The organism is Xanthomonas floridensis, from assembly GCF_001642575.1.
Taxonomy (GTDB): domain Bacteria; phylum Pseudomonadota; class Gammaproteobacteria; order Xanthomonadales; family Xanthomonadaceae; genus Xanthomonas; species Xanthomonas floridensis.
In genome coordinates, this window is sequence record NZ_LXNG01000056.1 from 80,836 (window position 1) to 106,165 (window position 25,330).

The 25,330-nt window shown below is 65.4% G+C and carries 21 protein-coding genes and 2 other RNA genes; 8 read left to right on the forward strand and 15 right to left on the reverse strand.

Annotated features, from left to right (window positions below; genetic code table 11):
• Nucleotides 1-108 precede the first annotated feature (108 nt).
• From A7D17_RS20605 to A7D17_RS20630, 6 genes are all read right to left on the reverse strand, one after another.
• A complete protein-coding gene (locus A7D17_RS20605) occupies nt 109-792 on the reverse strand; it encodes a hypothetical protein (RefSeq protein WP_064510817.1) in 684 nt (227 codons plus the stop codon).
• A 274-nt stretch (nt 793-1,066) separates the two neighbouring features.
• Nucleotides 1,067-1,354 carry a hypothetical protein gene (locus tag A7D17_RS20610; protein ID WP_064510818.1) on the reverse strand — a complete coding sequence of 96 codons (288 nt, stop codon included), beginning with the start codon at nt 1,352-1,354 and terminating at the stop codon, nt 1,067-1,069.
• Between the two features lie 85 nt (nt 1,355-1,439).
• Nucleotides 1,440-2,630, reverse strand: coding sequence for a methyl-accepting chemotaxis protein (locus tag A7D17_RS20615; protein ID WP_005914458.1), 1,191 nt, complete (start codon nt 2,628-2,630; stop codon nt 1,440-1,442).
• 147 nt (nt 2,631-2,777) lie between these two features.
• Complete coding sequence (hflD, locus tag A7D17_RS20620; protein WP_064510819.1) at nt 2,778-3,392, reverse strand: high frequency lysogenization protein HflD; 615 nt, start codon at nt 3,390-3,392, stop codon at nt 2,778-2,780.
• Nucleotides 3,392-4,528: a tRNA 2-thiouridine(34) synthase MnmA gene (mnmA, locus tag A7D17_RS20625; RefSeq protein WP_064510820.1), complete on the reverse strand. Its 1,137-nt coding sequence runs from the start codon at nt 4,526-4,528 to the stop codon at nt 3,392-3,394. Before mnmA ends, hflD begins: the two co-directional genes overlap by 1 nt.
• Entirely contained in the window at nt 4,525-4,983 is a 459-nt protein-coding gene (locus A7D17_RS20630) for an NUDIX hydrolase (RefSeq protein WP_064510821.1), read from the reverse strand. The genes mnmA and A7D17_RS20630 overlap by 4 nt, the downstream gene beginning before the upstream one ends.
• 238 nt (nt 4,984-5,221) lie before the next feature.
• Between A7D17_RS20630 and clpS the strand changes: the two genes are divergently transcribed.
• Nucleotides 5,222-5,542 (forward strand): ATP-dependent Clp protease adapter ClpS, encoded by a 321-nt coding sequence (gene clpS / locus A7D17_RS20635; RefSeq protein WP_029219836.1) that lies wholly within the window; start codon nt 5,222-5,224, stop codon nt 5,540-5,542.
• Between the two features lie 142 nt (nt 5,543-5,684).
• Nucleotides 5,685-7,967, forward strand: coding sequence for an ATP-dependent Clp protease ATP-binding subunit ClpA (clpA, locus tag A7D17_RS20640; RefSeq protein WP_064510822.1), 2,283 nt, complete (start codon nt 5,685-5,687; stop codon nt 7,965-7,967).
• 418 nt (nt 7,968-8,385) lie between these two features.
• Here the strand turns inward: clpA and infA are convergent, their stop codons facing one another.
• The 4 genes from infA to trxB all read right to left on the reverse strand — a co-directional run bounded on the left by infA (nt 8,386) and on the right by trxB (nt 11,801).
• A complete protein-coding gene (gene infA / locus A7D17_RS20645; protein ID WP_002813418.1) occupies nt 8,386-8,604 on the reverse strand; it encodes a translation initiation factor IF-1 in 219 nt (72 codons plus the stop codon).
• Between the two features lie 80 nt (nt 8,605-8,684).
• Nucleotides 8,685-9,434: a leucyl/phenylalanyl-tRNA--protein transferase gene (gene aat / locus A7D17_RS20650; protein WP_064510823.1), complete on the reverse strand. Its 750-nt coding sequence runs from the start codon at nt 9,432-9,434 to the stop codon at nt 8,685-8,687.
• A gap of 222 nt (nt 9,435-9,656) precedes the next feature.
• On the reverse strand, nt 9,657-10,775 hold the full coding sequence (locus tag A7D17_RS20655; protein WP_064510824.1) for a GNAT family N-acetyltransferase: 1,119 nt from the start codon (nt 10,773-10,775) through the stop codon (nt 9,657-9,659).
• 57 nt (nt 10,776-10,832) lie between these two features.
• On the reverse strand, nt 10,833-11,801 hold the full coding sequence (trxB, locus tag A7D17_RS20660) for a thioredoxin-disulfide reductase (RefSeq protein ID WP_064510825.1): 969 nt from the start codon (nt 11,799-11,801) through the stop codon (nt 10,833-10,835).
• 285 nt (nt 11,802-12,086) lie between these two features.
• On the opposite strand from trxB, the gene A7D17_RS20665 reads away from it, so the two are divergent.
• The 3 genes from A7D17_RS20665 to lolA all read left to right on the forward strand — a co-directional run bounded on the left by A7D17_RS20665 (nt 12,087) and on the right by lolA (nt 17,385).
• Complete coding sequence (locus A7D17_RS20665) at nt 12,087-14,444, forward strand: DNA translocase FtsK (protein WP_064510826.1); 2,358 nt, start codon at nt 12,087-12,089, stop codon at nt 14,442-14,444.
• Between the two features lie 279 nt (nt 14,445-14,723).
• Entirely contained in the window at nt 14,724-16,649 is a 1,926-nt protein-coding gene (locus tag A7D17_RS20670; RefSeq protein WP_064510827.1) for a DUF3857 domain-containing transglutaminase family protein, read from the forward strand.
• A gap of 64 nt (nt 16,650-16,713) precedes the next feature.
• Nucleotides 16,714-17,385 carry an outer membrane lipoprotein periplasmic chaperone LolA gene (lolA, locus tag A7D17_RS20675; RefSeq protein ID WP_064510828.1) on the forward strand — a complete coding sequence of 224 codons (672 nt, stop codon included), beginning with the start codon at nt 16,714-16,716 and terminating at the stop codon, nt 17,383-17,385.
• A 4-nt stretch (nt 17,386-17,389) separates the two neighbouring features.
• On the opposite strand, the gene A7D17_RS20680 is transcribed toward lolA, so the two are convergent.
• Nucleotides 17,390-17,466, reverse strand: a non-coding RNA gene (locus tag A7D17_RS20680) — sX9 sRNA.
• A gap of 442 nt (nt 17,467-17,908) precedes the next feature.
• On the opposite strand from A7D17_RS20680, the gene A7D17_RS20685 reads away from it, so the two are divergent.
• Both A7D17_RS20685 and crcB read left to right on the forward strand, forming a co-directional pair.
• Complete coding sequence (locus tag A7D17_RS20685; RefSeq protein WP_425479650.1) at nt 17,909-19,198, forward strand: replication-associated recombination protein A; 1,290 nt, start codon at nt 17,909-17,911, stop codon at nt 19,196-19,198.
• 183 nt (nt 19,199-19,381) lie between these two features.
• Complete coding sequence (gene crcB, locus A7D17_RS20690) at nt 19,382-19,783, forward strand: fluoride efflux transporter CrcB (RefSeq protein ID WP_064510830.1); 402 nt, start codon at nt 19,382-19,384, stop codon at nt 19,781-19,783.
• 125 nt (nt 19,784-19,908) lie between these two features.
• Here crcB and A7D17_RS20695 read toward each other — a convergent pair.
• The 4 genes from A7D17_RS20695 to A7D17_RS20710 form a co-directional block, all read right to left on the reverse strand.
• Nucleotides 19,909-19,985, reverse strand: a non-coding RNA gene (locus A7D17_RS20695) — sX9 sRNA.
• A 306-nt stretch (nt 19,986-20,291) separates the two neighbouring features.
• Complete coding sequence (locus tag A7D17_RS20700) at nt 20,292-21,497, reverse strand: acetyl-CoA C-acyltransferase (protein WP_011037142.1); 1,206 nt, start codon at nt 21,495-21,497, stop codon at nt 20,292-20,294.
• A gap of 156 nt (nt 21,498-21,653) precedes the next feature.
• Nucleotides 21,654-24,026 (reverse strand): 3-hydroxyacyl-CoA dehydrogenase/enoyl-CoA hydratase family protein, encoded by a 2,373-nt coding sequence (locus tag A7D17_RS20705; protein ID WP_064510831.1) that lies wholly within the window; start codon nt 24,024-24,026, stop codon nt 21,654-21,656.
• A gap of 23 nt (nt 24,027-24,049) precedes the next feature.
• Nucleotides 24,050-24,682 (reverse strand): TetR/AcrR family transcriptional regulator, encoded by a 633-nt coding sequence (locus tag A7D17_RS20710; protein WP_064510832.1) that lies wholly within the window; start codon nt 24,680-24,682, stop codon nt 24,050-24,052.
• 215 nt (nt 24,683-24,897) lie between these two features.
• Between A7D17_RS20710 and ndk the strand changes: the two genes are divergently transcribed.
• Nucleotides 24,898-25,323 (forward strand): nucleoside-diphosphate kinase, encoded by a 426-nt coding sequence (gene ndk / locus A7D17_RS20715; RefSeq protein ID WP_002812972.1) that lies wholly within the window; start codon nt 24,898-24,900, stop codon nt 25,321-25,323.
• The last annotated feature ends 7 nt before the right edge of the window (nt 25,324-25,330 follow it).

The following is a 25,330-nucleotide window of genomic DNA, read 5'->3' on the forward strand; positions in this document are numbered from 1 at the left end:
GAAAAACGAGGGCTGTTGTCCCGTACGTGCATGCATGACTTCCGGCGCACCCGTTTCACCCGGTAAGCATCGACTGATGCAGCGTGATCGACCGACATCGTGCCGGTCTCATTCCGGTTCGAACGACAGCTCGCGCCTCCAGAGCAGCGGTGTGCGCGCTCGCCGTTCATCCGGGAAGAAAAGCGACAGATAGCCGGCCGCGATCGCACGGCTGCGAAGTTTCAGGCCAACGCCTTCTGCGGTCACCACGGTGACCCCGGTCACCGTGCCTTGCGGATTGACCTGCATTTCCCAGACAAGGCGGCCATGCCACTCGGCCGGTGGGATCGCTGCGTCATAGTTCGGGCGGCCAACGACATACGGTGTTCCCGGATCGTTCGACAGGGGTGAGTCTTCCAGCCTGGCATGGACCTGCAGTGTCTCTTCCCCGCTGCGCCCATCTCCTGTGCTTGCGCGAAACGTCCATAGGCCAGGCTTGCCTCCCTGGCCCAGATCGGCACCGTAGCACTGCTTGACGCCACGGTAGTCCGGGTACTGGTGGCTCGACACTTCCTGCCCGGAGGCATCGAACGCCTTCACTACCAACCCACCTACATCGGTCTCGGCGAGATTGGTCGCGACACACACCTGGTGAGTGTGCTGACCATCGGTCAAAAACTGGATGGTTTGCTGGCGGGCAATCGAAAGAGGTGGGCGGGCATCCCAGAGAAATTCGAGATACACCTTGTCATCTGCCGCATTTGCGGAGTGGGAAAAGGCTGCCGCACACAACGCCAGGCAACGGATTTTCATGGCATCCAGCGCTCAGTCCGAAGAAGACAGCATGCAGATCGCCCGGGTTGGTGACGGGCTCAGGAGGTGAGATGGAGGGTAGAGGCCTTGGCCAGACCTGACAAACCACAGCCGGTGCGAGCGCGTCTCGGCCGGGCAGGGGGCAGGGAGCGGGTGTGCACGGCATCAGCGCTGCCGGGAGCAGCGAAAGCAGTGGACGGCTCAGGAAGCTGAGATCGGGCAGTCCAACAAACACGGCGGGGCGCCTGCCGAGGCACGCCCCGCCGGTATCGCATCAGCGCCCGGAGGCGCTGACCGCGTCGCCATCCAGGCCCAGGTCCCAGGCCACGGTGGCGAAGAGCAGCTCGTCTTCGCTGCAGTCGCGGCGCGGATTGAGCAGCGCCTTGACTTCCGCGCGGGCGGCAAGCTCCAGCCGTTCCAGCGCGGGCGGCAGCCGCACGCGCCGCAAAACGGGCCTGGCTGCCTCGCTTTGCGCGATGCGCTCGGCATGCGCAGCCGCCAATGCGGCGGACTGCAAGGCATCGGTGGGAACAGTGTCGATGGTCGGGGCGAGCAGCGTCATGACGAAACACCAGGTCGGTACGGAACGACAAATCCCCGGAAGGCCGGGGAATGTCGGAATCAGGGGATGCGGGTCGGCATCGGTCTCAGAACAGCTCGACCGTACCGGCGCCCATGCCCTGCTGCGCCACCGGCTTGTGCGGCGGGCGTTCCCACTCCACGCGCATGTCGCGCAGGCGGTTGGACACCTTGGCCAGCGCGGCGACCAGATCGCTGTCGTACACGCCGCCATTGCGATGCAGCAGTTCCTGCAGCGCCACCGCCTCACGGTTGATCGCGGTGAGGCGATCGAGGTGGGTATGGATGCCGCTCAGCGTCTGCGTGGCGATGTCCTCGAACTGCAGGGCACGCACCGCTTCGGCCACGCTGCCATCGATGGAGCGTGCGCACTCGGAGATTTCGCGCATGCCATCGCCCAGCGAGGCGTTGATCTGGGCGACGTTCTCCAGCATGGCGGCCGATTCGTGGCGCGCCTCGCGGGAGCGGTCCATGTGGCGCGAGGCCAGCTGCGAGACCGTTTCACGCACCTTGGCGATCGATTCCTTGGAGCTGTGGGCCAGCTTGCGGATCTGCTCGTTGAAGGTGGTGGAGCGTTCGGACAGGTTGCGCACCTCGTCGGCGACCACTGCGAAGCCACGACCGGCTTCACCGGCACGTGCTGCTTCGATGGCGGCGTTCAGGGCCAGCAGGTTGGTCTGGTCGGCGATCGACTTGACGTCTTCCAGCAGCGCGAAGATGCCGTCCAGATGCTGGGCCATCTCATCGATGTGATGGACGGTGTTGGTGCTTTGGCCGCTCACCTGTTCCAGCGCTTCCACCAACTGCTCCATGCGGGAGCTGGCGTGCTGGGCGAAGCGGGCGACGTCGACGCCGGCACTGCCATCGTCGCCTGCGCGGTCGACGATGCGGGCCAGTGCCTGGCTCTGCTGGCGCGACTTGCGGTTCATCGCTTCGAAGCTGCCACCCAGGCCGGACACGGCCTGGCGGATCAGTTCGCGGGCACGCTCGACTTCCGAGCGCGAACCGTCGACTTCGTTGCTGACGAACGTGCGCAGTTCGTTGAGCAGTTGGTCCTGCTCGCGCAGGATGCGTGCCTGGTCCGGGTTAGGCCGGAACTGGGAGTACGTCACCCAGGCAGCAAAACCCAGCCAACTGAGGGTCATGGTCGCCAGGATCGCCCAGCGCACCGAAGCGGGCCAGTCGAATCCGACAGCGAAGGGAAACAGCAAGGTCAGAGCCAAAGGAGCGGCTAGACGGATGAGTGGACGTGAATACATGGGCGTTCTCGGCAGAGTCACGGTTGCTGTATCGGCACTCCCCCCGTGGTCTTTAGCGACGATCGCCATCTCGTCTCGCGCATGCCGCCGTCACTGGCAGGCGCTGGCGCCCGTTGCGGGCGCTTTCATCCGGTATTTCGGCGGCGCTTACCGCAGTGCGCGATCCACCGCTTCGCTCATCGCGCGCTTGGCAAACAGGAAATCCCATAGGCTGCCGCCCATCTGCCGCCACAGCACTGCCGAGCGCACCGCTGCCAGCAACAGCGCGCGAATCTCCGCCACCACGCCGGCCTGGCCCAGGTAATGCGGGTTGCCCTGCACCATGACCTTGGGGCGCAGGTGGCTGATGGTCTGCGCATAGAGCCCGCCCAGCGAGCTCAACACATCCGGATGCGCGCTGTCGCCCAGGCTGTGTGCCTGACGCGCCGCTGCATCGATTCCGCTGGAGACCGTGGCCACGGTCGCGTTGTCGCGCACAAAGCGGCGCTCCAGTTGCAGCACCGCCAGCGCCAGCCGCGGCAACACCTCGTCCTGGCCCTGGTTGCGAAAGTAGTTGTGCAGCAGGCGCAGGCCGGGCGCCAGGGCCGCCGTCGAGCCGTACACCGCCTCCGGGGAGGCCGCATCCACCCGGAATACGCTGTCGACGGCGGTGCGCACCGTGGCCGCCTCCGAATGCCCGGTTTCGGCGATCCGCCGCACCTGCTGCAGGGCCTGGGCAACGCCGGCCAGCGCCAGCACACGGTGATCCATGGAAACACTCATCAAGCCACACCCTCGGGGGAAGAAGAAGATCCTGCCAATTGACGCTCCAGCGGCGCATCGGTGGCGGCAATGACCGCGCCGCCAAGGCATTCCTCGCCGTCGTACAGCACCAGCGACTGCCCGGGCGTTACCGCCCGCTGCGGCTGCTCGAAGCGCACCTGCACGCTGCCGTCGTCGCACACCTCCACCGTGCACGGCGCGTCCGGCTGCCGGTAACGCGTCTGCGCGGTGCAGCTGAAGTTGCGTGCCGGCGGCGCACCGGTGACCCAATGGGCCAGCTCGGACTGCAGCCAGCGCGACTGCAGCAGTGGGCTGTCGCGATCCTGGTCCACGTACAGCACGTTGCTGGCCACATCCTTGCCGACCACGTACCACGGCGCCGCCGCGCGGCCGCGCACCCCGCCGATGTTCAGGCCTTCGCGCTGGCCCAGAGTGAAATAGAACACGCCGGGGTGCTCGCCAATGCGCTGCCCCTGCGGGTCGCGGATCTCGCCGGTGCGCGCGGGCAGGTAGCGGCCCAGGAACTCGCGGAAGTCGCGCTCGCCGATGAAGCAGATCCCGGTGGAATCCTTCTTGGCATGGGTCGGCAGGCCGGCGTCCAGGGCGATGCGACGCAGCGTGCTTTTCTCCAGCTCGCCGATCGGGAACAAGGTGGCGGCCAGCTGGGTCTGCCCCAGCTGGTGCAGGAAATAGCTCTGGTCCTTGCCCCGGTCGGCACCGCGCAGCAGCCGCCAGCGCCCGCCGCTGTAAGCAACCCGGGCGTAATGCCCGGTGGCGATACGCTCGGCGCCCAGCGCCTGCGCAGCGTCCAGGAAATGCTTGAACTTGACCTCGCGGTTGCACAGCACGTCAGGATTCGGGGTGCGCCCGGCCGCGTATTCGGCCAGGAAGTGTTCGAACACGCCGCTCCAGTATTCGCCGGAGAAATCACGGAAATGGAAGGGGATGCCCAGCATCCCGCAGACCGCGACCGCGTCGCGGCGGTCGTCTTCGGCGCGGCAATCGCCGCTGCCGTCGTCGGCCCAGTTCTGCATGAACAGCCCGGCGATCGACTCGCCCTGTTGCGCCAGCTGCCAGGCCGCCACCGACGAATCCACCCCGCCGGACACACCGACCACGATGCGTGGCGTGCTCATGCGACGTGCCGCACCAGTGTCAAGGGGTGCCGTTGCCCGGACAGGTAGTCGGCCACCACCTCCCACACCAGGGGGCTGCGCCAGCGCTCGCTGGCGCCGCGCAATTCCTCCGGTGTCATCCACAGTGCCCGCACCACGCCGGTATCCAGGCTGCGCTCGGGATGGTGGGTGAGCGCTTCGGCCACGAAGGCAAAGCGCAGATAACACTGGCCGGTCGGCGCCAGCCATTGATAGGTGCCGATGAAATGGGTCGGCCGCACGTCCCAGCCGGTCTCTTCCAGGGTTTCGCGCACAGCGGCGTCGAGCAGGCTTTCATCCGGCTCCAGATGCCCGGCCGGCTGGTTCAGCAGCAGGCGGCCGCCGATGCGCTCTTCGACCTGCAGCAAGCGTCCGTCGCGCACCACCACGGTGGCCACCGTGACATCCGGATGCCAGCGCTGTTCCTGCGCGCTCATGGGCAGACTCCGGTGCGCGGCAGCGCATCGTCCGGCACTGCGGCAGGACGGCAGCCGGACGGGCGGCGCAGGGCGGGGCGAGGCGTGCAGCGACGCGTGTCGGCGGTCGTCGACGGCGCCAGGGCCGGCGCGGTCAGGGAATCGGTCATCAAGGGCAAGCCATGGAATCAGAGACAAATTGTGCGGGCCGCGGCGCAAATCGTCCAATGCGCGCGGCGATGAACCGTATAATGACCGGATGCCTCGGAAGACCTCCCACGAACACGATCACGGCCTCACGGTCGAAGCCAGCAAGCCTGAGGTAGCGCCACCGCCGCGCTACCAGGTGTTGCTACTGAACGACGACTACACCCCGATGGACTTCGTGGTGACCGTCCTGCAGCAGTTTTTCAACCTGGATCTGGAGCGCGCCACCCAGGTCATGTTGCACGTCCACACCCGCGGGCGCGGCGTTTGCGGGGTCTACAGCCGCGAAGTCGCCGAGTCCAAGGTTGCGCAGGTCAACGAGTTTTCGCGCATGAACCAGCATCCGCTGCTGTGCACGATGGAACAGAGCTGACACCGTTATTGGATCATTCCAGCAGCGCAACAGTGTGACTGCAATCGCGTGCTAACGCCGTCTGAACATACCTATTCGATAGGGTTGTGGAAAATCCCGACAAAAGCCGCATATTGTTGGCAACAGCCGTTCGGAGTTACCAATGTTCAGCAAAGACCTAGAGCAAACCATCGGCCAGTGCTACAAGCGAGCACGCGAGGCGCGTCATGAGTTCATGACCGTCGAGCACCTGCTGCTCTCGCTGCTGGACAATCCCTCCGCACAGGCCGTGCTCAAGGCCTGCGGTGCGGATCAGCTGCGCCTGCACAACGACCTGGAACAGGCCATTGAGGCCTCGGTGTCGCGTCTGGCCGAAGACGACGGCCGCGACACCCAGCCGACCCTGGGCTTCCAGCGCGTGCTGCAGCGCGCGGTCTACCACGTGCAGTCCTCTGGCAAGAAGGAAGTCACCGGCGCCAACGTGCTGGTCGCCATCTTCGGCGAGAAGGACTCGCACGCGGTCTATTTCCTGAACCAGCAGGACATCACCCGGCTGGATATCGTCAACTACCTGTCCCATGGCATCGCCAAGCTGGGCGAAGACGGCGAGCAGCCCTCCGCGTCCGACGGCGAGCCCAAGAGCGAGGGTGGGGAGGGTGAAGGCAAGGGCGATGCGCTGGCCGAGTACGCCACCAACCTCAACGAGCAGGCGCGCAACGGCAAGATCGACCCGCTGGTGGGGCGTGCCGACGAAATCGAGCGCACCATCCAGGTGCTGTGCCGCCGCCGCAAGAACAACCCGCTGTACGTGGGCGAGGCCGGCGTGGGCAAGACCGCAATCGCCGAGGGCCTGGCCAAGCGCATCGTCGACAACGACGTGCCGGAAGTGCTGGCCGATGCGGTGATCTTCTCGCTCGACCTGGGCGCGCTCGTGGCCGGCACCAAATACCGTGGCGACTTCGAAAAGCGGCTCAAGGGAGTCCTTGCGGCTCTGAAGAAAGTGCCCAACGCGGTGCTGTTTATCGATGAGATCCACACCATCATCGGTGCGGGTTCTGCGTCTGGCGGCACCATGGATGCGTCCAATCTGATCAAGCCGGCACTGTCCTCGGGCGAGCTGCGCTGCATTGGCTCGACCACCTTCCAGGAATACCGCGGCATCTTCGAAAAGGACCGCGCCCTGGCGCGCCGCTTCCAGAAGATCGACATCGTCGAACCGACTGTCGGCGAGACCTTCGAGATCCTGCAGGGCCTCAAGCCCAAGTATGAAGCGCACCACGGCGTGACCTATGCCGACGATGCGCTGCAGGCGGCGGTGGATCTGTCAGTCAAGCACATTGGCGACCGCCTGTTGCCGGACAAGGCCATCGATGTGATGGACGAGGCCGGCGCGCGTCAGCGTTTGCTGCCCGACGGCGTGCGCAAGGAACTGATCGACATCGAGGAAATCGAAACCATCGTCGCCAAGATGGCGCGCATTCCGGCCAAGCAGGTCAGCGCGACCGACAAGGACGTGCTACAGCATCTGGAACGCAATCTCAAGATGGTGATCTTCGGGCAGAACCCGGCGATCGAGACACTAGCCGGCTCCATCAAGCTGGCACGCTCCGGCCTGGCCAACCCGGAAAAGCCGATCGGCAACTTCCTGTTCGCCGGCCCGACCGGCGTGGGCAAGACCGAGGTCACCAAGCAGCTTGCGCTGCAGTTGGGGATCGAGCTGGTGCGCTTCGACATGTCCGAATACATGGAGGCGCATTCGATCAGCCGCCTGATCGGCGCGCCTCCGGGCTATGTGGGTTTCGATCAGGGTGGCCTGCTGACCGAGAAGATCGTCAAGACGCCGCACTGCGTGCTGCTGCTAGACGAGGTAGAAAAGGCGCATCCGGACATCTTCAACATCCTGTTGCAGGTCATGGACCGCGGCATCCTGACCGACACCAACGGGCGCGAGGCGAACTTCAAGAACGTGATCCTGGTGATGACCACCAATGCCGGTGCCACCCAGGCGTCGCGGCGGTCGATCGGCTTCACCAAGCAGGATCATTCCACCGATGCGATGGAGTCGATCCGTCGCGGGTTCACCCCGGAGTTCCGTAACCGCCTGGATGCCATCGTGCAGTTCCAGCCGCTGGGCTTCGACCACATCCTGCGCGTGGTGGACAAGTTCATCATCGAGCTGGAAATGCTGCTGCAGGAAAAGCATGTCTCGCTGTCGGCCACCCCGACCGCCCGCGACTGGCTGGCCCAGCATGGCTTCGATCCGCTGATGGGCGCACGCCCGATGTCGCGCGTGATCCAGGAGAAGATCAAGCGCCCGCTCGCCGACGAGCTGCTGTTCGGCAAGCTGGTGGAAGGCGGTCGCGTCAACATCGACGTCAAGGATGGCGAGCTGGTGGTGGAGGCGCATCCGGAGCCGGAGCGCTTGCTACCTGCCACGGTCGACTGATCGCAACCCTGATCAATAAAAAGCCGCTCTTGTGAGCGGCTTTTTTGTGCCTGTTGATCTGTGTAGCAACCATCAGCGGCCAAAGCTTGGGGTCTTATCTGAAAAGTCCGGGCGCCTCTCTGACGTGCAATGCGCCCCGATCTTGTGTCGGCGGGTTGGACGTGCGGCGACCTGGATGTCGGCAGGTGTAGGGAGCGCCCTGTCACTGGCGTCGCAGCGGCGGCTTGCCATTCTGCGCGCTCGCCGACATCGATTCGGCCCCTCCTCGGAGCTGCACGGCACACTGCTGCCTACCGACGCTCTACCGCTCACGAGGTGACCAGCAAAACTTTAAGTCCCGCAGTCGATGCGAAGCTCCGAATTACAGGCACGACAAAAAGCGGCCATCGGCCGCCTCGCGTCTCAGCACCAAAACCGCTTACTTCATGCGGTAGGTAATACGGCCCTTGGTGAGGTCGTACGGCGTCATCTCGACCTTGACCCGGTCGCCGGTCAGGATGCGGATGTAGTTCTTGCGCATGCGGCCGGAGATGTGGGCGATGATCTCGTGCCCGTTTTCCAGCTTGACCCGGAACGTGGTGTTGGGGAGCGTCTCGCTGACGCTGCCTTCGAATTCAATGGAGTCGTCTTTCGACATGTAATCCTGTGCAATCACGGCTGGCCCGACAGGGCCGTAAGGGACGGCATTTTACGCCCCATCTCCCCGTGGTGCAAATTTTATGTTAAGCGAGCCTCACACAACTCGCGCGCCAGCCGCTCGCCGTAGCGCGCGGACCAGCTGCCTGCCGGCTCCGGCTGCGCCACCTGCTGCTTTACGTGCTGCAGAAAGTCAGTCCGCGGCAGCCGTTCTGCCCCCAGGCTCAGCAGGTGGGGATTCTCCACCTGCGCATCGAGCAGCGGCCATCCGCGCGCATGCAGGTCGGCAACCAGGGCGGCTAGCGCCACCTTGGAGCCGCCACTACGCGCACTGAACATGCTTTCGCCGAAGAACATCCGGCCGATCGCCACCCCGTAGATGCCGCCTACCAAATGTGCGCCGTCGAAGACCTCCATCGAATGCGCATGGCCGAGGTGGTGCAGCCCGATGTACGCCTGCTGCATGGGGCGGGTGATCCAGGTGCCATCCTGGCCTGTGCGCGGAATCGCGGCACAGGCCGCGATGACGTGTTCGAACGCCGTATCGGCGCGCACGGTCCAGGTGCTGGTGCGCAGTTGACGCCTGAAACGCGAGGACAGGCGCACGCCGTCGGTGCGGAACACCATGCGCGGGTCCGGGCTCCACCACAGCAGCGGCTGGCCATCGGAGAACCACGGGAACACGCCATGCGCATAGGCATTGAGCAGGCGCGGCACCGACAGGTCGCCGCCGATCGCCAGCAGGCCATCCGGTTCGCGCAATGCCTGCTCGGCAGGCGGAAACGGCGCGATGGGATCGTCGGAAAGCAGGAAGGGAAGGGCGCGCGACATCCGGCGAGTTTAGAGCGGCAACCAGAACCTGGCGAGCAGTCGTCGGGTGAGGGTGGATGACGCGCTCAGCCCCTGAGTTTGCGCCTGGTGCATGCCGCGTCCGAACATCGGTGACGCCCGCCTGGTGGCTGCGCAGCAGCTTTGCTGGCCGCTCTTAACCCGCCTTGCGCCCACCTCGGGCGGATGGATCAGCGGATTGCCCGCTGGGGTCGGCGCACTGGCTCAGTCGCGGAACGGACTGTGCTCGGCCAGTTCGAGGGCATGGTGGGCAACCGCCACGCGCTCGTCCGCGCACCATTGCGCCAGCGGCTCGCGAAAGCCGGGGTCGGCGATCCAGTGGCGGCTGCGTACCAGCGTCGGCAGGAAGCCGCGCGCAATCTTGTGCTGGCCTTGCGCGCCGGGCTCGAAGCGGGTCAGGCCTTCGCGCAGGCAGTATTCCAGGCCCTGGTAGTAGCAGGTTTCAAAGTGCAGGCCGGGCAGGGCGTCGCCGCCCCAATAACGCCCGTACAAGGTGTCGTGGCCGCGCAGGCACAGCGCGCCGGCGATCGGGCGGCCGTCGAGATCGGCCAGGAACATCACCAGCTGGCGCGGCATGGCCGTTGCCAGGTGCTGCAAAAACTGCGGCGTGAGTGCGGGTGAATTGCCGTACTCGTTGAAGGTCTTCAGATAGAAGCCATACATCGCGGCCAGATCGTCCTGGCTGGCGTCGTGGCCGTGGACCACGCGCATGCGGATACCGGCGCGCTGCACCTTGGTCCGCTCCTGGCGGATGTTCTTGCGCCGCTTGTGGTCCATGGCGCCGAGGAATGCCTCGAAGTCCGTCCAGCCGGCGCTGTTGTGCCAGTGGTACTGCAGGTCGTTGCGTTCCAGCCAGTCGCAGTCAAAGGCGGTGTCTTCGTCTGCCCGGTGGAAATTCACATGCGCCGACGACAGGCCGCTGCGCTCGACCAGCTCGCGCATCGCTTCCAGCAGGTGCGGCCGCCCCTTGGGTGCGCCCAGCAGGCGCGGGCCGGTCACCGGCGAGTAGGGCACCCCGCACAGCCACTTGGGGAAATACTCCTGCCCGTAACGCGCGTACGCATGCGCCCAGGCGTGGTCGAACACGAATTCGCCGTGCGAATTGTTCTTCAGGTAGCCCGGCGCGGCGGCGATCAGCGTGTCGCCCTCCCACAGGGTCAGATGCAGCGGGTTCCAGCCCCAGTCCGGGCGCAGGCAACCCTCGCGTTCGAGGCCTTGCAGAAATGCGTAGCTGACAAAAGGATGCGTGCCATCGTGCAGCGCATCCCAGGCGCCAGCCGGAAGTTCACCTAGCTGGCGGTACCAGCGGGCCGTCACGCTCATGCGCGCGGCCCGTTGGCGCTGCCGTCCGCGCGGCGCGGCCGGCAATCAGGCGCCATCTCAGGCGCTCTTGTCGAGGTAACGCTCGGCATCCAGCGCCGCCATGCAGCCGAAGCCGGCCGAGGTGATGGCCTGGCGGTAGTGCTGGTCGGCCACGTCGCCGGCTGCGAAGACGCCGGCCACCGAGGTTTCGGTCGCTGCGCCGTTCAGGCCGGAGCGGATTTCCAGGTAGCCGTTGTTCATCGCCAGCTGGCCGTCGAACAACTGGGTGTTGGGGTGGTGGCCGATGGCGACGAAGAAACCGTGCGCGTCGATGTCGCGGGTGCTGCCGTCGAGGGTGGACTTGACCCGCACGCCGGTCACGCCTGCATCGTTGCCCAGCACTTCGTCCACTGCGTGGTGCCAGACGGTTTCGATCTTGCCGGCGGCGACCTTGGCGAACAGTTTGTCCTGCATGATCTTTTCCGCACGCAGGGTGTCGCGGCGGTGCACCAGGTAGACCTTGCGCGCGATGTTGGACAGGTACAGCGCTTCTTCGACCGCGGTGTTGCCGCCACCGACCACCACCACGTCCTGGTCCTTGTAGAAAAATCCGTCGCAGGTGGCGCAGGCAGAAACGCCGCGCCCCTTGAAAGCTTCTTCGGTGGGAATGCCAAGGTACTTGGCGGTGGCACCGGTGGCGATGATCAGCGCGTCGCAGGTGTACTCGGCGCCATCGCCGGTCAGCCGGAACGGGCGCTGCGACAGGTCGGCGGTATGGATGTGGTCGAAGATGACTTCGGTGTCGAAGCGCTCGGCGTGCGCCTGCATGCGATTCATCAGGTCCGGGCCCATCAGGCCGTGGGGGTCGCCCGGCCAATTGTCCACCTCGGTGGTGGTCATCAGCTGGCCGCCCTGCTGCAGGCCGGTGATGACCACCGGCTTGAGGTTGGCGCGTGCGGCATAGACCGCGGCGGTCCAGCCGGCCGGGCCGGAGCCCAGGATCAGCAGGCGGGAATGCTTGGCGGGACTGGAGGAAGAGGCGCTCATGTATACTCGCGATCTAGGAATTGGTGGGATGGCGCCGGCAAAAATGGCGCCCCCGTGGCGGCATAGAGTGGCGGTCCCCACCCGGTGAATCAAGGCGGCGCGATGGAACTGCTTGAACCGCAGATGGCATGGTCCACCCACGTTGCATGTCCGACGCCGCCTTGTGCGGCGTTTTTCGTTGATTGCCGCGTGCCGCGACAGCCGGCGCTTGCTCGGCTACTGTAACCGCAGCCGCAGTCGTTTATTATCAACCACTAACAGCATTTTTCTAAGGTCTGGCTACAGGTGGCAAAGCAGGTTCCCGAACGCAGCAGCAAGCCCGCAGAGGGCAGGGCGTCGTCGCGCAAGACGGCGGTGGCGGACAATCCGCGCCGACAGAAGCTGTGGCGTGATCTGGCATTGATCGCAGTGGCGCCGCTGCTGCTGTATCTGCTGGCCAGCCTGTTCACCTATTCGGCCACCGATCCAGGGTGGTCGCGCACCGGCAACCTGGTCGCGCCGATCCACAACATGGGCGGCCGGTTCGGTGCCATGGCCGCTGACGTGTTGCTGCAGTTATTTGGCTACGTGGCCTTCCTGTTGCCGGTGATCCTGGGGGCGGTGGCCTGGATCGCGCTGATCGGCGAGCGCGAGGAGCAGAGCCAGAGCGATCTCGGGCCGGCGCTGCGGTTGGTTGGCATGGTCGGCTTTCTGATCTCGTCGACCGGGTTCCTGCATCTGCGCCTGTTCCAGGGCGAGGTGGCGGAGGCCGGCGGCATTCTCGGCAAGCTGGTCAGCGGCTCGCTCAGCTCCGGCTTCGGCGCGCTGGGCGCCAACCTGTTCGTGGTGGTGTTGTTGCTGGTGTCGATCACGCTGGCCACCGGGCTGTCGTGGTTCGCGGTGATGGAGCGGATCGGCAAGTGGGTGCTGGCGCTGGGGCCGCTGATGCAGCGCAAGACCCACCAGGCCAGCGAGTGGCAGCAGACCCGGGTGATGCGTGAAGAGCGCGAGGAGGTGCGCAAGGTCGATGCGGTCAAGCAGGCCAAGCGCGAGCCGGTCAAGATCGAGCCGCCGCCGGCACCGGTGGTGGAAAAGAGCGAGCGCGCCAAGCGCGATACCCAGATCCCGATGTTCCAGGGCGTGAGCACCGACGGCTCCGACCTGCCGCCGCTGGCCCTGCTGGACGACCCCAAGCCGCAGGCCAAGGGCTATTCGGAAGAGACGCTGGAGACGCTGTCGCGGCAGATCGAGTTCAAGCTCAAGGATTTCCGCATCGAGGCGCAGGTGGTCGGGGCCTATCCGGGCCCGGTGATCACCCGCTTCGAGATCGAGCCGGCACCGGGCATCAAGGTCAGCCAGATCAGCTCGCTGGACAAGGACATCGCGCGCGGGCTGTCGGTCAAGTCAGTGCGCGTGGTCGACGTGATCCCGGGCAAGTCGGTGATCGGCCTGGAGATCCCCAACGTCAGCCGCGAGATGATCTTCCTGTCCGAGCTGCTGCGCTCCAAGGAATACGACAAGTCGGCCAGCCCGCTGACCCTGGCCCTGGGCAAGGACATCGCCGGGCGCCCGACGGTGGCCGACCTGGCGCGCATGCCGCACTTGCTGGTGGCCGGTACCACCGGCTCGGGCAAGTCGGTGGCGGTCAACGCGATGGTACTGAGCCTGCTGTTCAAGGCCTCGCACAAGGAACTGCGCATGCTGATGATCGACCCGAAGATGCTCGAATTGAGCGTCTATCAGGGCATCCCGCATCTGCTGGCGCCGGTGGTCACCGACATGAAGGAGGCCGCCAACGGCCTGCGTTGGTGCGTGGCCGAGATGGAGCGCCGCTACAAGCTGATGAGCGCGGTGGGCGTGCGCAACCTGGCCGGCTTCAACAAGAAGATCAAGGACGCCATCGACGCCGGCCAGCCGATGATGGACCCGTTGTTCAAGCCCAACCCCGAGCTGGGTGAGGCGCCGCGGCCGCTGGAGACGCTGCCGTTCATCGTGATCTTCATCGACGAATTCGCCGACATGATGATGATCGTCGGCAAGAAGGTCGAAGAACTGATTGCACGCCTGGCACAGAAGGCGCGTGCGGCCGGCATCCATCTGATCCTGGCCACGCAGCGGCCGTCGGTGGATGTGATCACCGGCCTGATCAAGGCCAATATCCCCACCCGCGTCGCGTTCCAGGTCAGCTCCAAGATCGACTCGCGCACCATCCTGGACCAGTCCGGTGCCGAAGCGTTGCTGGGCAACGGCGACATGCTGTATCTGCCGCCGGGCACCGCGCTGCCGGACCGCGTGCATGGTGCGTTCGTCAGCGACGAAGAAGTGCATCGGGTGGTCGAGCACCTCAAGGCCAGTGGGCCGGTGTCCTATGTCGAAGGCGTGCTGGACGAAGTGCAGACCATGGGCGATGGCACCGTGGTGGGCGCAACCGGACTGCCGGAAAGCAGTGGCGGTGGCGGCGACGAGTCCGACCCCTTGTACGACGAAGCGTTGCGCATTGTCACCGAAACCCGGCGCGCCTCGATCTCCGGCGTGCAGCGCCGCTTGAAGATCGGCTACAACCGCGCCGCGCGCCTGATCGAAGCGATGGAGGCGGCCGGCGTGGTCAGCCCGCCCGAGCACAACGGCGACCGCAGCGTGCTGGCACCGCCGCCGCCGAAGTAGCGCGGTCACTGCCGCCCAGCGGGGCGCCGGTGCGGGTGTGGCGGGACGAACGTGGCGGGAGTACGGGCCGCAGGCTTCAGTCGCGTGGTGCGTAGTGCGTGCTGGAGCACTTCAGCGCGTCGCCCGTCGCCGGGTGCCGCCAGCACGCCCCCCGCGCCGGGTTGCCGGCAGGGGCATGCGCAGCGATGCGGCAGAGTTGGAAGTCCATGCCTGTCATTGCCGGGCACAACGGCTACCCTGTGCAGTACGCGCCACCTTGGCCTGTCGTGATCGAGACCCATGCTGCATCGTCCCTTGCTGTTGCTCGTGCTGTTGTTCTCCGCGCCGCTGCTGGCCCAGGCCCAGCAGCAGGCCACGCCTGCCCCGGCGGCCGCTCGCGCCCAGGCTGACACCAACTACAGCTTCGTGCGCTATCGCGCCGACTACGAGGTGCGCGCCGACGCCAGCAGCGTGGAGACCGACGAATACGAGATCCTGCTCAAGACCAAATCGGCGGTGGAGCAGTTCAGCCAGGTGCGCCTGAGCTATAGCGAGAAGATGGAAACGCTCGAGGTGCTTCAGGCCTACACCGTCACCGCCGAGGGCCTGCGCCAGGACGTGGCCAGCGACAAGATCTATACCCAGGAAAGCTACTCCAGCGCCTCGGCGGCGATGTACGCCGACCGCAAGGTCAAGGTGGTGGTGTTCCCGAACCTGGCCCCGGGGGCGCGCATCGTCTACCGGGTGCGGCGGGCGCAGAACACCCCGTATTTCCCTGGGTATTTCAGCTTGTGGGAGACCTTCAGCGTCTTTGCGCAGTACGACGATGCGGTAGTTACGCTGGTGGCGCCGAAGTCGTTGCCGATGCATCTGTCGGTGCGGGGGCTGCAGGGCGGTACCAAGCCGGTGGTGCGCGGTGATCAGGCGCGCTGGGAATGGCGGTACCAGCGCACCGCGCCGATGAAGAACCAGAACTGGAGCGCGGCGAGCTGGGAGTTCAGCCCCACCTTGATGGCCAGCACCTTCGATAGCTGGTCACAGATGGGCCTGGCGTATCACGTCAAGGGCGGGCGCGCCGCAGCAGTCACCCCGGCGATCCAGGCACTGGCCGATCAGGTTACCAAGGGCATCGACGAGCCGCGTGCACAGGCGGCCGCCCTGTACGAATGGGTGGCGCGCAATATCCGCTACGTGGCGGTGTACCTGGGCAATGGCGGGCTGGAGCCCAACAGCGCCGACAGCATCCTGGCCAACCACTATGGCGACTGCAAGGACCATACGGTGATCCTGGAGGCGTTACTGGCGGCCAAGGGCATCGCCAGCACGCCGGTCCTGATCGGTGCCGAGGGCGGGCCGACATTGCCGGCGATCCCGGTGCTGGGGCGTTTCAATCACGCCATCACCTATATCCCGGCCTTCGATCTGTACGTCGATTCCACCAACCCGTATGCGCGCTTCGGCCAGCTACCGGCCGGCGATCTGGGCGCGCCGGTAGTGCATACACGCGACGGCAAGCTCACCCACACGCCGCCGAACGACCGCAAGGTCAATCGCTACGTTGCGCGGACCGAATACCGCTTCACCCCGCAAGGTGGGCTGCAGGGGTTGACCACGCTGGATAGCGGGCAGACCGGCGAAGTGGGGTTGCGGGCGATGTTCGTGCAGCTCAATGCGCAGAACCGCAGCCGCATCGAGGAATCGATCATCGCCCAGTCCGGCTTCGTCGGCACCGGCGATCTGCTGATCCAGGGCGATCCGCTGGATCTGGATACGCCGTTCAACTATCGCTACAGCTTCCAGGCCAGTGACGCAGTGGACTTTTCGGTGGTCGGCGGCATGACCTTGCCGGACATGCCTGGCGCCGAATCCACGCGCGCGGTCTATACGACCACCTCGGCCGAAGACAATCTGACCCCGTTCTACTGCAACGACAGCGTGCGCGAGGAAACCTACGTGGTGACCTTGCCCGACACCGTGCCTATCATCGCCATCCCGCGCAGCAGCCGGTTCCGCAATGCGGCCGGCGAATATGCGGTGGAATGGACGCGGCAGGGGCAGACCGTCACCGCCGTCCACCGGCTGCAGCGCGCTGCCGTGCGGGGGCCGCAGGCCTTGTGCCAGCCGCAGGATTACCGCGCGTTTCGCGAGCTCTACCAGCAGGTGCGGCGGGGCTTCCGCGGTCAGATCGTGTATGGCGACCTGAGCAAGGTGCAGACTGCGCAGTGAGCGCGCAGCACGGGCGCGCGCCTCACATGAACGCATGGACGCGATGGCGCTCGCCCATTCATCTATGAAGCTTCAGAATTGGCGTACTCCTTTCTGGAAGACCGCGATGCATCGCCAGCTCCGTTATGCCGTCCTTGCCACCGCCCTGTTCGCCAGTACCGCCTTTGCCGGTGCGCGTCAGGAGCTGGATACCTTTACCCGTGGCCTGAAAGGCCTGGACGGGCAGTTCAGCCAGCAGGTCAGCGATGCCAACGGCCGGGTCAAGGAACGCTCCAGCGGACGGGTGGCGTTGTCGGCGCCACGCCAGTTTCGCTGGGAGTACGCCAAGCCCTACAAGCAGCTGATTGTGGCTGACGGCAAGAAGGTCTGGGTGTTCGACCCGGATCTGGAGCAGGTGACCGTACGTGCGCAGGGCAGCGAAGAGCAGAACAGCCCGCTGGTCGCCCTGATCGACCCGGCGCGCCTGGACAAGCAGTACGACGTCAGTGAAGAGGCCGCACCACGCGATGGGTTGCAGTGGCTGTCGCTGACGCCCAAGGTCGACACCGAGGCGAGCTTTCAGATGGCCTCGCTGGGATTCGGCAAGGACGGCCTGGCGAAGATGGAGGTGGTCGATGCCGTAGGGCAGCGCACGGCCATCAGCTTCAGCGGCTGGAAGCGCAATCCTGCATTCGCCGCAGACACCTTCCGGTACACGCCGGCCAAGGGCGTGGATGTGGTGGGCGACGCGCAATAAGAGCGGCGAACAGCATCTCGCGCGCAGCCGTCAGACGGGTGTGGACGACGCGCTCGGAACCGGCATGAGCGAGTGGTCCATGCCGACTACGACCGCCGGCCGTGGCCGCCTGGCGGGGCGCGCATTCGCTTTGTGCTGGTCCCGGTCCTGAGGTGGTTGGCGGCGGCCAGGTCCTGTCGCCACGCCGTGGCTTGCGAGCGGCTTGCGGTGCTGACGTGCAGGGTGTTTCAGCATCGCGTGCATGAGCCGTACCTGCGAGCCCCGCCTGAGGCGCCTTCCGCAACGCCGGTGTCGTGCTCATGCGACGTTGTTCGGTTCAGTCACTGCCGTGTTTCCTTGCTCCGGTGATCACACGTCATCGCCTGGCTTGGCCGCCGTCTGCAGCAAGCGATGCTGTGCCGCTGCAGGGCGCTAACGCAACGGCACGGTAGAATGCGGCGTGGCCCGATCCAGATCTTCCATCGACAGCACCGCCGATCTGCTCAGCGTGGATGCCGATCACCTGCGCCCGTTGGCCGAGCGTATGCGTCCGCGTACGCTTGACGAAATGGTGGGGCAAAAACGCCTGCTGACGCCCGATAGCGCGCTGCGTCGCGCGGTGGAATCCGGTCGCGTGCATTCGATGATCCTGTGGGGCCCGCCCGGATGCGGCAAGACCACGCTCGCTTTGCTGCTGGCGCACTACGCGGATGCCGAATTCAAGGCGATTTCCGCAGTGTTGTCGGGGCTGCCCGACGTGCGCCAGGTGCTGGCCGAAGCCGCGCAGCGGTTCGCCAGCGGCCGGCGCACGGTGTTGTTTGTCGATGAGGTGCATCGTTTCAACAAGGCGCAACAGGATGCGTTTTTGCCGCATATCGAGCGCGGCACCATCCTGTTCGTCGGCGCGACTACCGAGAATCCTTCGTTCGAATTGAACTCCGCGTTGCTGTCGCGCTGCCGCGTGCACGTGCTGGAATCGGTGTCGCCGCAGGATATCGTCGAAGCGCTGCAGCGCGCCTTGCACGATCCTGAGCGCGGATTGGGGCAGGAAAGCATCCAGGTTTCGGACGCGTCCTTGCTGGAGATCGCCAGTGCCGCCGACGGCGATGTGCGCCGCGCATTGACGCTGCTGGAGATCGCCGCCGAGCTTGCCGCGGGCGAGGGTGGGGAGATCACACCGCAAACCCTGTTGCAGGTACTGGCCGATCGCACCCGCCGTTTCGACAAGAACGGTGAGCAGTTCTATGACCAGATATCGGCCTTGCACAAGTCCGTGCGCAGCTCCAATCCCGATGCGGCGCTGTACTGGCTCACCCGTATGCTCGACGGTGGATGCGATCCGGCCTATCTGGCGCGGCGGCTGACCCGCATGGCGATCGAGGACATCGGCCTGGCCGATCCTCGCGCGCAAAGCATGGCGCTGGAGGCCTGGGACATCTACGAGCGTCTGGGCAGTCCGGAAGGCGAGCTGGCCTTTGCACAGTTGGTGCTGTACCTGGCCAGCACCGCCAAATCGAACGCCGGCTATGCCGCCTTCAATCAGGCCAAGGCGGACGTGCGCGCTACCGGTACCCAGGAAGTTCCACTGCACTTGCGCAACGCGCCGACCAAGCTGATGAAGACGCTCGGCTACGGCCAGGATTACCAGTACGACCATGACGCCGAAGGCGGTATCGCGCTGGACCAGACCGGCTTTCCGGACGCAATGGGCGAGCACGTCTATTACAACCCGGTGCCGCGCGGGCTGGAGATCAAGCTCAAGGAAAAGCTCGACCGCTTGCGCGATGCGCGAGCACAGGCGCGGGCTGACAAGGCGCGCAAGCCCACCGCATAATCGCTGGGGCCGGGGGTGGCCTTGCTTCTTGAGCTGCGCGCACGCGTACGCTGCTGATGCGTGTCACTGCCACGCCGTGCCGGCAGTTGCGTGCTCCAACTGCATTTTTCGACCGAGGATGATGATGCCGATGCTGCAGGCCACTGTTTCAAACACCCCGTCGGCCGGTTGCGGAGCGCACGCATGAACGCCCCGGTGTGGTGGCAGCAATTGCTGCTGGCGATGGCCGGCGGTGCGCTCGGCTCCGGCCTGCGCTTTGCGATTGGTGCATCGCTGCTGCAGCGCTTCGGCGCCGGGTTTCCGTGGGGAACCTTGACCGTGAACCTGGTTGGCTCATTCGTTGCTGGCGTGCTGCTGGTGTGGCTGGAGGCGCGGGGCCCGTCGAGCTGGCCACTGCGTTCGCTGCTGATTGTCGGCGTGGTCGGCGGGCTGACCACGTTCTCGTCGTTGATGATGGAATGCCTGGTCTTTGCGCGCAGCGAGCGCACCACGATGATCGGCATCTATCTGGCGGTAACGCTGGTGGCCGGGCTGGCATTGGTGTTTGCCGGTGCACGCGCCGGGCAATGGCTGGTTGCCCGCTAGGCGGCCGCCACTGGTGTCTTCGCGACAAGAGCGCGAGGTCACGCTGCGTGTAGCAGTGGTTTGCGGTGGCGGGCCGTGTGTCGCGTGTCCCCGGCATTCCTCGTGTCAGCGCAACAACGTAGAAGGGCTAGCAGAACGTGGCGAGCGATCGTCAGGTGGGTGCTGACGGCGCGGAGGAACCGGAGGTGTACGCGTGGTACACGAAGACTCCGAGTGCCGGCCGCGCCCGCCCGGCGCTGAGCGCGGGAGTTTTGGTTGCTGCTCTCATGGCGACAAGGCGATCTGAGTGGACGTCTGAAATGGCAGTAGGTTGATAAGCCATCGCCAGCGTGCAATCGGCACTCTGGGTTGAAACGCAGGAGGGTTTTTGTCGGTGCTGCGCGAGGCGAGCGTTCGTCGGTGGCATGCAGAGCGAACGAAGGCGTGCTTGCGCACGCCTTCGTTGACCGGCTGATCGGCGGGACGAGAGCGGCGCGACCGCCGATCCCGCAATGCCGGGCTCAGTGCCTTACAGTGCTTCGATGATGCCGGCCGCGCCCATGCCGGTACCGATGCACATGGTGACCATGCCGTACTTCTGCTGGCGGCGGCGCAGGCCGTGCACCAGGGTGGCGGCTCGGATCGCGCCGGTGGCGCCCAGTGGGTGGCCCAGTGCAATCGCGCCGCCCAGCGGATTGACCTTGGACGGATCCAGCTCGCTATCGCGGATCACCGCCAACGCTTGTGCGGCGAAGGCTTCGTTGAGTTCGATCCAGTCGAGCTGGTCCTTGGTCAGGCCGGCCTGCTTGAGCGCCTTGGGGATGGCCGCGATCGGGCCGATGCCCATCACTTCCGGGCGCACACCCGCGACCGAGAAGCTGACAAAACGCGCAAGCGGGGTGAGGCCGTAATCCTTGATCGCCTGCTCGGAGGCCAGCAGCACGGCACCGGCGCCATCGCTCATCTGCGAGGAGTTGCCGGCGGTGACGCTGCCGCCGAACTGCCCATTGCGGAACACCGGGCGCAGCTTGGCCAGGCCTTCCAGCGAGCTGTCCGGACGCGGGCCTTCGTCGGTGTCGACCAGGCGCTTGCGCAGGGCGATGACGTTGCCGGCCAGGTCGGGCTGGTGCGAATGGATCTCATACGGGGTGATCTCGTCGCGGAACTCGCCGGCGGCGATCGCGGCGATGGCCTTCTGGTGCGAGGCCAGCGCAAACGCATCCTGATCCTCGCGCGAGACCTTCCATTCTTCGGCCACCTTCTCGGCGGTAATGCCCATGCCATAAGCAATGGCCACGTGGTCGTCGGCGAACACGCTCGGCGACATCGCAACCTTGTTGCCCATCATCGGCACCATCGACATCGACTCGGTACCGCCGGCCAGCATCAGGTCGGCGTTGCCCAGACGGATCTGGTCGGCCGCCATCGCCACGGCCTGGATGCCGGACGAGCAGAAGCGGTTGATGGTCTGGCCAGCCACGGTATTGGGCAGGCCCGCCAGCAGCACGCCGATGCGCGCCACGTTCATGCCTTGCTCGCCCTCGGGCATCGCGCAGCCAATGATGGCGTCGTCGATGCGCGACAGGTCGATGCCCGGCGCCTGCGCCACGACTGCACGCAACACGTGCGCCAGCATGTCGTCGGGACGGGTATTGCGGAACACGCCCTTGGGCGCCTTGCCGACCGGGGTACGGGTGGCGGCGACGATGTAGGCTTCTTGAATCTGCTTGCTCATTTGGCTATCTCCGATAGCCGGGAATGGGGAGTGGGGAATCGGGAATCGCACGTGCGGATTCGCCTGAGTTCGCCATCTTCATCACCCGGCAGATAATTGGGAGAAGCGGGGAGTCGGTTGGGCTTTTACCCATTCCCGATTCCCCACTCCCGATTCTCAGTTCCTCAACGGCTTACCCGTCTTGAGCATGTGCCCAATCCGCGCCTGGGTCTTTTCCTGCTGGGCCAGTTCGACGAAGTGCTTGCGCTCCAGCTTGAGCAGCCATTCTTCGTCCACCAGCGCGCCACGATCGACTTCGCCGCCGCAGACGACCGTGGCGATGCGGGTGGCGATCTCGTAGTCGTATTCGCTGATGAAGCGGCCTTCCAGCATGTTGACCAGCAGCATCTTGAAGGTGGCGATACCCACATCGCCGGCGACCTGGATGCGGCGTGCCGGCAGCGGGGCGCGGTAGCCGCCTTCGGCCAGCGCACGCGCTTCGGCCTTGGCGATGTGCAGTGCCTCGTAGCTGTTGAACACGATCTTGTCGGTGGTGCGCAGCAGACCCAGCTCCTGGGCGTTGACCGCCGAGTTGGAGACCTTTGCCATTGCGACGGTTTCGAAGGTCTTCTTCAGTTCGGCGAACACATCGCCACCCGGACCTGCAGTCACCGAGGCCCGCGCCGCGATTTCCTTCAGGCCGCCACCGGCCGGCAGCAGACCGACGCCGGCTTCGACCAGGCCGATGTAGCTCTCCAGCGAGGCCACGGTCTTTGCACTGTGCATCTGGAATTCGCAACCACCGCCCAGTGCCAGGCCGCGCACCGCCGAAATCACCGGCACCTGCGAATACTTGATGCGCTGGCTGGTGGCCTGGAAATTGGCGACCAGCGCTTCGAATGCGTCCACCTTGCCGGCCTGCAGCAGACCCAGCGCGCCAGCCAGATCGGCACCGGCGGAGAAGGGCTCCTTCTGCTGCCAGATCACCAGGCCGGCGAAGTCCTTCTCGGCGCGGCCGACGACTTCCTGCAGACCGTTGAGCACGTGGTCGGAGACGGTATTCATCTTGGTCTTGAAGCTGACCACGGCGATGTCATCGCCGTCGTGCCACATGCGCACGCCGTCGTTTTCGAACACGGTCTCGCCCGGCGAGAACTTCTCGCCCAGCAGCGGGTCCGGGAAACGCTGGCGCTTGTACACAGGCAGCGCCGAGCGCGGCAGCTTGGCGTCGTGTGCCGGACTGTACGAGCCTTCGGCACCGTGCACGCCATCGCGACCATCGAACACCCAGTTCGGCAGCGGCGCGCTGCTCATGCTCTTGCCGTTGGAGATATCTTCGGCAATCCACTGCGCCACCTGCTTCCAGCCGGCGGCCTGCCAGGTTTCGAACGGGCCCAGCGACCAGCCGTAGCCCCAGCGGATCGCCAGGTCCACATCGCGCGCGGTCTCGGCGATGTCGGCCAGGTGATAGGCGCTGTAATGGAACAGGTCGCGGAACGTGGCCCACAGGAACTGCGCCTGCGGATGCTGGCTTTCACGCAGCTTGGCGAACTTTTCGGCCGGGTTCTTGATCTTGAGGATCTCGATCACTTCCGGCGCAGCGGTGCGATCAGCGGCGCGGTAATCCTGCTTTTCCAGGTCCAGCACCACGATGTCCTTGCCGACCTTGCGGAAGATACCGGCCCCGACCTTCTGGCCCAGCGCGCCCTTGGCGATCAGCGCATCCAGCCACTTGGGCGAGGTGAAGTACTGGTGCCACGGGTCGTCCGGCAGGGTGTCGCCCATGGTCTTGATCACGTGCGCCATGGTGTCCAGACCGACCACATCGGAGGTGCGATAAGTCGCCGACTTCGGGCGGCCGACCAGCGGGCCGGTCAGGCCGTCCACCTCATCGAAGCCCAGACCGAATTCCTGGGTGTGATGGATGGTGGACAGGATCGAGAACACGCCGATGCGGTTGCCGATGAAGTTCGGGGTGTCCTTGGCGTACACCACGCCCTTGCCGAGCGTGGTCACCAGGAACGCTTCCAGGCCTTCCAGCACGGCCTTGTCGGTGCCCTTGGCCGGAATCAGCTCGGCTAGGTGCATGTAGCGCGGCGGGTTGAAGAAATGCACGCCGCAGAAGCGGTGGCGCAATTGCTCGGGCAGCACGTCGGAGAGCTTGTTGATGCCCAGGCCGGAGGTGTTGGAGGCCAGCACCGCATGCTCGGAGACGAACGGCGCGATCTTCTTGTACAGGTCCTGCTTCCAGTCCATCCGCTCGGCGATCGCCTCGATGATCAGATCGCAATCGCGCAGCTGCTCCAGGCCAGTCTCATAGTTGGCCGGAGTGATCGCTTCGGCCAGCGCCTTGCTGGCGAGCGGGGCAGGGCTGAGCTTGCCGAGGTTGGCAATGGCCTTGAGCACGACGCCGTCGGCCGGACCGTCCTTGGCAGGCAGATCGAACAGCACGGTGTCGACACCGGCATTGGTGAGGTGCGCGGCGATCTGCGCGCCCATGACGCCGGCACCGAGCACGGCGGCGCGACGAACTAGCAACGGATTGGACATAGCAATAGCCTCTTGTGGAACGTTTACGGTGTGGAATGAGCGCGGAAACCGGGTTCCGCGAAACGAATGAGTTCGCGCGCCGCACGGGCGCGGTGGTCGGCCTCGCTGACGCCGGCCGGGCGCTTGATCAGGCCGAAATCGGCCATGGCATAGGTCAGCGCACCGGCCAGGAAGTCCAGGCGCCAGTACAGCTCCTCCTTGCTCAGCCCCGGCACGCAGGCGGCGATGGCCTTGCCGAATTCGCGCAGCACGTGCCCGTAGTGGTCGGACAGGAACTTGCGCAGGTTGTCGTTCTTTTCCGCATAGGCGCGGGCGATCACGCGCACGAAGGCGCCGCCGTTCTGGCGGTCCTGCGCCATCGCCAGCGCCGGTTCGACGAACGCCGCCAGTACCGCGGTGAGTTCGCCGGGTTGCGACTTCTTCGCCGCTTCCAGCTGCTGCAGCCGCGCGGTGGTCATCTCGTCCATGCGCCGGCGGAACACCTCGTTGACCAGGTTTTCCTTGGAGCCGAAGTGGTAGTTGACCGCGGCAATGTTGACGTCGGCCTGGGTGGTGAGCTGGCGCAGCGAGGTGCCGGCAAACCCATGCTGGGCGAACAGCTCCTCGGCCGCACCGAGAATGCGGTCCTTGGTGGAGAAGTGGGCTGGCTTGGGCATGCGTCGGGTCAGGCTCAATCAAACGATTGTTTGAGTCTACGGCCAGGATCGTGCCTGGTCATGCGGCGCTGCAGCACGATTCAGGGGGCAGTATGCAAACAAATAGCCAACGAGATAGAATTGACCATCGCAAAGAAGCCTAAGCCCGCGTTTTGACGCGGGTTTTTTTCATGATAACCTCGGGCCTTCAGTGGCCCGCCCAACGGAGAATTCCCATGGCGCTGGAGCGCACCCTGTCCATCATCAAGCCCGACGCCGTTGCCAAGAACGTCATCGGCGAAATCTACAGCCGTTTTGAGAAGGCTGGCCTGAAGGTCGTGGCCGCCAAGTACAAGCAGCTGTCGCGCCGTGAGGCCGAAGGCTTTTATGCCGTGCACCGCGAGCGTCCGTTCTTCAATGCGCTGGTCGAGTTCATGATCTCCGGCCCGGTAATGATCCAGGCGCTGGAAGGCGAGAACGCCGTTGCCGCGCACCGCGACCTGCTGGGCGCGACCAATCCCAAGGACGCTGCGCCGGGCACCATCCGCGCCGACTTCGCCGATTCGATCGATGCCAATGCCGCCCACGGCTCGGACTCGGTCGAGAACGCCGCCAACGAAGTCGCGTATTTCTTTGCCGCTACGGAAGTGGTCTCGCGCTGAGGCCGAG